Below are 6,920 nucleotides of genomic sequence, written 5' to 3' on the forward strand. Positions count from 1 at the left end.
TATTCATACAAACGACAATGACCAGTATGCTTTTGAATGTACATTAACTGAAAAAGAATTGAAAAAGGTAAAAATAGAAATTGAACAAAGAACTAAAAACGTATAACCAGTTTATCAAACCTCGTTCCGCCCACACAAACACGTGGGCTCCACTGGACGCGCAAAGAGACGCGCGCCGTTTATAAAAGCGTTATACGTAAAAGGTAATCTGAATTTTGCTGAACAAGGAAGTAAATAATAGATTGGCGGCCGTAATCATTATTGTGTCTGGTATCGCAGTATTCGCATACGCAGCTTTTCAAATTGATTGGGCTAATATTGAGCCATCTTTCAAAAGCATTTTCTTCCCAGTATTGTTCTTTTTTATAGTTGTTTTATTTGCTTTTAAAGTTGCTAGTAACAAAGATATTGATGTCACTAGTAAAGAGACAGATTCGAAAATAAGCGAAGCCATCGATAGTTTTAATCACAAAACAAGGCATATTCAAAACTTGGTAATAGGTTCAATCGTATTATGCTTATTAGCAATCTGAATCGACCAGCCTTCTTTAGACGCTTAATTGCTTTATAATTATGTGTATTAAGGAGAAAGTATGTCTCAGCGATTTACCGAAGAATTTAAGATCCAAGCAGTTAAGCAAGTTACCGAACATGGCCATTCAGTTTCTAGCGTTTCTGTACGGCTTGGTATAACTGCCAGTTCGCTCTACAACTGGATGAAAGTGCATGGTCCAGATAGTGATGAACACAAAAAACAACTCGACCACGAAAACAAAATTAAGCAGCTAGAAAAAGAGCTTAAGCGTGTCACGATGGAACGCGACATCCTAAAGGAAGCAACCGTATTTTTCGCGGGCGAGTCAAAGAAAAATACGCGTTCGTAAAAAAAAGGCTCAACAATTACCCTGCCAAATTGATGTGTGAGACGCTTTCTATTCAGCGGAGTGGCTTTTATGCTTGGCTGAATCAGCCCAAGTCAAAGCGCCAGATTGAAGATGAACGACTGACAGGGCTTATCAAGCATTCTTGGTTGGAAAGTGGTTGTGTTTACGGCTACCGGAAAGTAACGAGCGATCTGCGTGACTTAGGTGAAACCTGCTGCAAACATCGCGTTGCACGATTGATGAAGCAGGAAGGAATCAGGGCTCAAGTAGGTTACAGAAGGCATAGAGGCCACTATGGCGGCAAACCCGCAATCGTCGCAAGCAACGTATTAGATCGCCAGTTTTCTGTAGCCATGCCAAACCAAACTTGGGTGACTGATATTACTTATATCAGAACTCACGAAGGTTGGCTCTATCTTGCTGTGGTACTGGACTTATATTCTCGTGCCGTAGTTGGTTGGTCTATGAGCTCAAGAATGGAATCCGAGCTTGTTACTCAAGCTCTTCTTGCAGCAGTGTGGCGAAGAAAGCCGCGGAACCAGGTGTTAATACACTCTGATCAAGGCAGTCAGTTTACGGGTTACGAATGGAATGACTTTCTAAGCGCTCACAACCTTAAAGCGAGTATGAGTCGGCGAGGAAATTGCCATGATAACGCAGTAGCGGAGAGCTTCTTTCAGCTTCTCAAGCGTGAGAGAGTAAAGAGGAAAATCTACTCAACAAGAGAGCACGCACGAGCAGATATTTTTGATTACATTGAAATGTTTTATAACTCTAGACGTAAGTATGGGGAAGCTAATAATATGCCTCCACTGGCTTATGAAAAGTTAGAAGAATTCAAACAGAAAAGTGTTTAGTTAAAGCTGGTCGATTCAATCCTTGTGTTGATGACACAAGGATATCGAATAAAGAATGATCAGCCAACTTAGCAAAGTGTTATGTCGGCTTTCGGGTCTTTTGTAATATAAGAAAAGCCAGGCAAATAGGCATGGAAAGCGATGCTCGCGTTATGTCGGTTTTCCTCTTTTAGGTAATGTAAGATATCGAGAAAAATTTTCTTGGATCCTATGAACGGTTTACCCGCAAGGCCAATGTTCTAGTTTTCCAAAAGAGTAGGGCGCAGACACAAAATATTAATGGCCCCGGTTCACATATTGCGAACAAGAGCCATATGCCTTACACTGTTCACATATTGCGAACTAATGGAAGTTTTATGCATGTTATTGCCAGAGGTATATTCGTTGAAGCTATCAAGAAATACCCAAACGATGCCAATGCGATAGAAGATTTTTATCGACTACTTAAGAGTGGGAAGTTTAAAGATCATCACGTACTAAAAAAGGCAGTGCCGTCGCTAGATAACTTTAAGTACAAAGATAAATGGTGGGTAGTTGATTTAGGCGGTAATAACCTAAGACTTATCGCATTCATTGAGTTCCGCCATCAACGTGTTTACGTAAAATACATTGTCGACCATAAATAGTATGATCGGCTCACAAACCGTTATAGAAGAAAGGAGCTGAAATGAACATACAACACATTACACAGCTTGCGCATGAATTACAGAGTGAGATGCCATTTATCGCTGGTATACATTCACAGGAAGATCATCAAGAGGCACTTTTGCTTATGGATGAACTTATTGAGGACTATGATGCAAACTTGCTTCTTATTGATGTCTTGTGGGCAAAAATTCATGCGTATGAAGAAGAAGCCCCTGAGTTTCATGATTTTAACACTAGTATCGAGTCTAAAGATGCAGGCGCATCCATGTTGCGATTGCTGATGGATCAGCATAACTTAACTATGTCAGATTTTAAAAATGAGATTGGCCCGAAAAGTTCAGTATCTATGATATGTAGCGAGAAGAGGTCACTTACTAAAGAGCATATTGAAAAACTTTCAAGACGTTTCGAAATCAGTCCGTCGTTATTTTTCTGACCAGGCTGTACAGTTAATCTTTAAAGTGTCCAATAAGATCTATTATTGGACATAGTGTATGAGTTAATCTAGTCTTTACTCATAAAGCGTTAAGTCCTATGGCAACTCCAAGATCAATCCCTTTATTCCCAGCATACAACGAGCTTAAAGACTTTGACTGGCGTGATTACCCACAGCTAGATCAGTTTTTCAACGACAACCCTAAGTGGTGCCGTGAACACTGGGATTGGGCGCGAGAGTATTTGATTTTCCTTGGCAGAAACAAATCTGAGCATACTTACATTAGATTCCGTTCTGACATAGAAAAATTTTTGCTGTGGAGTTTTTTGGTGGCAGAAAAGCCTGCTGTCGATTTTAGAAAGAATGACTTACTTGATTATTCAGAGTTCTTCTTTAAGCCACCGCAAACTTGGATAGGTCTAGCCAATGTGGATAAATTTGTACCGTCTGCTGGTCTGTACGAATTTAATAAAAGCTGGAGGCCTTTTAGATATATAGCCGAAGGTAGTGATGCTGATAAAAAGAAATACAGGCCTTCACAGCAATCTATACTTGCCATGTTTTCTGCTATAAGCGGTTTCTACACACACTTAATGGAGAGCGAAATAGCATTAGGAAATCCGGCAGGTCTTGCAAAAAAAGACTGTAAGCGATTAGTTAAGGATGCACAGGTAAAAGAAACAAAGCGGCTAGACCAGGCACAATGGGATTTACTACTAATTACGGCTGAAAAAATGGCTGACGAAGACTCACTCTTTGAGCGGAATATTTTTTTATTGGCTGCAATGAAAACAATGTTTTTGAGAATTTCTGAATTAGCTGAGCGTGACGACTGGATACCTGTTATGAGCCACTTTTGGCAAGACGATAAGAAAAACTGGTGGCTCAAGATATACGGTAAAGGAAAGAAAATTCGCGACATTTCTGTCCCAGATAGCTTCCTGCCTTATTTAGAACGTTATCGGCTATGGCGTGGCTTGCCTGCATTGCCTGGTAGACAGGACAAGCAACCAATTGTGGAGAAAATTCGTGGGGCTGGAGGTATGAGTGGTAGACAACTAGCGCGTCTTGTCCATCAGGTGCTCGATAAAACCTACGAGACTATGAGGTCTCGATCAGGAGAGAAAGCAGCGCAAATTTTCAAAGATGTTTCACCTCACTGGCTGCGTCATACAGGCGCAAGCATGGAGATTGAACGAGGCCGCGCCCTTAAGGATGTTTCGGAAGACCTGGGGCATTCAAGTATGGCTACCACTGACACGGTCTATGTTCAAACAAGCGCCAAAAAACGCGCTGAGAGCGGAAAATCTCGAGAAGTTTGATTTTGGAACCAAAATTCTGAAGCCTAAAGCTTAATAAAACCAATCGGTTAGTCTGTATTTGCCGGTCATTTCACCCGAAAACAAGTTGCACGTTCAACTAAATTACTAAACTCCATGAATCAAGATTCAATCACTTAGATGAATACCTCCAACTAAAGTACTAAACTTTTATCGAAACTACCTTCAGTTTGATTTGTTTCACTTAAATTCAACTAAAATACTAATTTGGGCGACATTAATTCATCCTCGTTTTGTTAGTCGTTATAAAGTCAATTTAATTACTAAGAATCACAAGAGGGAAAGGATATTATCTTCGTTGACATAGCCAATCTTTATTATTCTTAAATGCCTACATCACCTTTTATTGGAAAACCAGTCCTTTAGATTTGGTTGACATTGTTTGTAAATGACTTTTATATATCGGGCAAGGGGTTGACTGAANTTTGTGAATCTTAAGTATTCATCCGTTGTGTTTAATAGACTATTTAGACAAAAGTCAGGGTAGGGAATTTCTTTTCCTTTCTTCAAAAAGCAGCGTTTCGTATAGTAATCGTCTGCGCCTGCAATGATGAGGAAGCAGAAATTTTCAAACTAGCACTTTGTCCCTAAGTAAGACGTTCAGAGGACATTTTTCAAATGAGGATAAAACAGCCGACTTCAGCTCTGACTGAATGCAGGCTTTGAGCACAAAGCTCTACCTTTTGTCTGCTCCGGAAATGTTACAAAGCACACCTCTAAAGCGAATTAGTGAGTAGTTTGTATCAGTTTGAGGTATTGGCACTTATGTCAAACCTGACTGAAAAGCACTAAATTTTAAGGAGTCCCGAAACTAGACATCTTCACTTCAAGACAAGGTTTTCAATTGACAGACCAATTCTTAATGAGTACAGTTCGCGCTTGATCTTAGGTCATGTTTAACGACATGAGTGAAAAACATCGTTCTTTGAACTGTTTTTCAATTTGGGAAGTCGGTGAGTTTAACTATGAACCCGACACTGCCCCCCGCAACGGTAAATTGGTTATATCGCTTCGTATACCACTGCAGGTGAATTAAAAGGTTTTGCTCCTTTTAAAACTTGTGGGAAGGTGAAGTGATTAGGTGCGTTTAGCGCCTAGCTGATGAGTCCGGATACCAACCTGATGATCTGTTATACAGGTGTTGCGGAGGGCTTCATCAGGTAATAATGTCTTCCGATCCTATTACTTTTTCCCTTCTCGACTCCGGCTGATACTTATTTCTAGGCGGAGCAAGTTATTGAAAATTCATAGTAAGTCATTACTCTTATTAACCAAATGGGTTGTTGCAATTAGCTTATGGCTAACGATTGCATCGACTGCGAATGCACATTTTCAAATGATCTATACCCCTGACCTATTAAGAAGCAAAGGCGGCATAGTGGAATTGAGAATGCCCTTTACCCACCCAGCAGCCAATGGTTATGTGATGGCTGTTGATAAGCCGCTTGCGTTCTATCACATCAAAAAAGGCAAGAAGAAAGATCTGAGCACAAAGCTGGTAGAAAGTAACTGGGCCAGTGCCGAGAATACGGGCATTTCTTACGAGTCTTCAGTTAAGCTGAAAGGCTTAGGCGATAATATCTTTGTCTTCGAAATGGCGCCATATTTGGAGAAAAGCGAAGATGTTTTTATCCAACAGTTCGCAAAAACCATTATCAATGTAGGCAGCCTGCCAAGCGATTGGGAAAGTGACTTAAACTTGCCAGCTGAAATCGTGCCCCTTACGAAACCCTACGCGATCTATGAGGGCGGAAGCTTCACTGGCATTGTGCGAAGTCACGGAAAGCCCGTACCTTTTGCGGAAATCGAAGTTGAATACATCAACTATTTACCTGAAATGTCAAAGAATGCGTTCTCTAGTGATCCCACGATTCAAGTTCCTGCAGAAGCATTTATTACGATGACAATTTATGCCGATGCTAGCGGAACATTCACGTTTGCGATACCGAAGGCGGGTCAATGGGGTTTTGCTGCGCTGGGCGTAGGGCCACAAAAGAAATTTAAAGGTAAAGAGCTGTCTCAAGACGCTGTCATTTGGGTGCAAGCCCATGAACTTAAGTAGAGGGTGCCAACGTGCATATAGTTGATGGTGCGCTTGCGGCGCCGGTTCTAGCAGCTGGTGTTGTACTTAGTGTAGTGGGGGTGGCGATCGGGTTAAAGAAGCTCGATTACGACCACTTACCTCAAGTCGGCGTACTATCGGCTGCGTTTTTCGTTGCCTCATATATCCATCTCCCACTTGGTTTTTCTAGTGTTCATCTTATTTTAAACGGCTTGATTGGCCTGGCACTTGGCTGGGCGGCTTTTCCCGCGTTGCTTGTTGCCTTGCTGTTGCAAGCTGTTTTCTTTGGCTTTGGCGGCTTCGTTGTCCTCGGTGTCAATACATTTAATATCGCACTACCGGCTGTGCTGATGTACTACGTATGTCATAGAGGGATCTCTGCTCCGAACACAAATTTAGCTGCGATATGGGGCGCGATTGGTGGCGCCGGTGCGATTCTACTAACTACATTGTTAGTTGCGGGCTCCCTGGCATTATCTGGAGAGGCGTTTGTGCTCGCGGCTCAAGCGACCGTATTGGCGCATATACCGATTATGATCCTAGAAGGTTTTGTTACCGGCGCGGCTGTCTTGCTGATTCGACAAGTTAAACCTGAGCTCCTGCGTATATCGGAGGATTGGGATGATACGTAATCTTTGTTTGCTCTTCCTTGTTTTCGTCAGTTCGCAGAGTGTCGCGCATAACGTACTGGGC

At 41.8% G+C, this 6,920-nt stretch carries 7 protein-coding genes and 1 riboswitch; all 7 genes read left to right on the forward strand.

Annotation, left to right across the window (positions count from 1 at the left end; genetic code table 11):
- Positions 1–215 precede the first annotated feature (215 nt).
- Positions 216–533: a hypothetical protein gene (locus A3761_RS09715; protein WP_068510553.1), complete on the forward strand. Its 318-nt coding sequence runs from the start codon at positions 216–218 to the stop codon at positions 531–533.
- 60 nt (positions 534–593) lie between these two features.
- Positions 594–1,741, forward strand: a protein-coding gene (locus A3761_RS09725) for an IS3 family transposase (RefSeq protein ID WP_156491780.1) whose coding sequence is annotated in 2 segments (ribosomal slippage) — positions 594–837 and positions 837–1,741 — 1,149 coding nt in all. Because the reading frame shifts where the segments join, the coding sequence is not laid out codon by codon here.
- 356 nt (positions 1,742–2,097) lie between these two features.
- On the forward strand, positions 2,098–2,367 hold the full coding sequence (locus A3761_RS09730; RefSeq protein ID WP_068552752.1) for a type II toxin-antitoxin system HigB family toxin: 270 nt from the start codon (positions 2,098–2,100) through the stop codon (positions 2,365–2,367).
- 41 nt (positions 2,368–2,408) lie between these two features.
- Positions 2,409–2,825 (forward strand): type II toxin-antitoxin system HigA family antitoxin, encoded by a 417-nt coding sequence (locus A3761_RS09735; RefSeq protein WP_068510548.1) that lies wholly within the window; start codon positions 2,409–2,411, stop codon positions 2,823–2,825.
- 98 nt (positions 2,826–2,923) lie between these two features.
- Entirely contained in the window at positions 2,924–4,147 is a 1,224-nt protein-coding gene (locus A3761_RS09740) for a tyrosine-type recombinase/integrase (RefSeq protein WP_068510546.1), read from the forward strand.
- A gap of 907 nt (positions 4,148–5,054) precedes the next feature.
- Positions 5,055–5,303, forward strand: a riboswitch (cobalamin riboswitch).
- Between the two features lie 99 nt (positions 5,304–5,402).
- Positions 5,403–6,227: a DUF4198 domain-containing protein gene (locus A3761_RS09745; protein WP_231872158.1), complete on the forward strand. Its 825-nt coding sequence runs from the start codon at positions 5,403–5,405 to the stop codon at positions 6,225–6,227.
- An 11-nt stretch (positions 6,228–6,238) separates the two neighbouring features.
- Positions 6,239–6,859 (forward strand): cobalt transporter CbiM, encoded by a 621-nt coding sequence (cbiM, locus tag A3761_RS09750; protein WP_068510544.1) that lies wholly within the window; start codon positions 6,239–6,241, stop codon positions 6,857–6,859.
- Positions 6,860–6,920 lie beyond the last annotated feature (61 nt).

The organism is Oleiphilus sp. HI0123 (assembly GCF_001635315.1).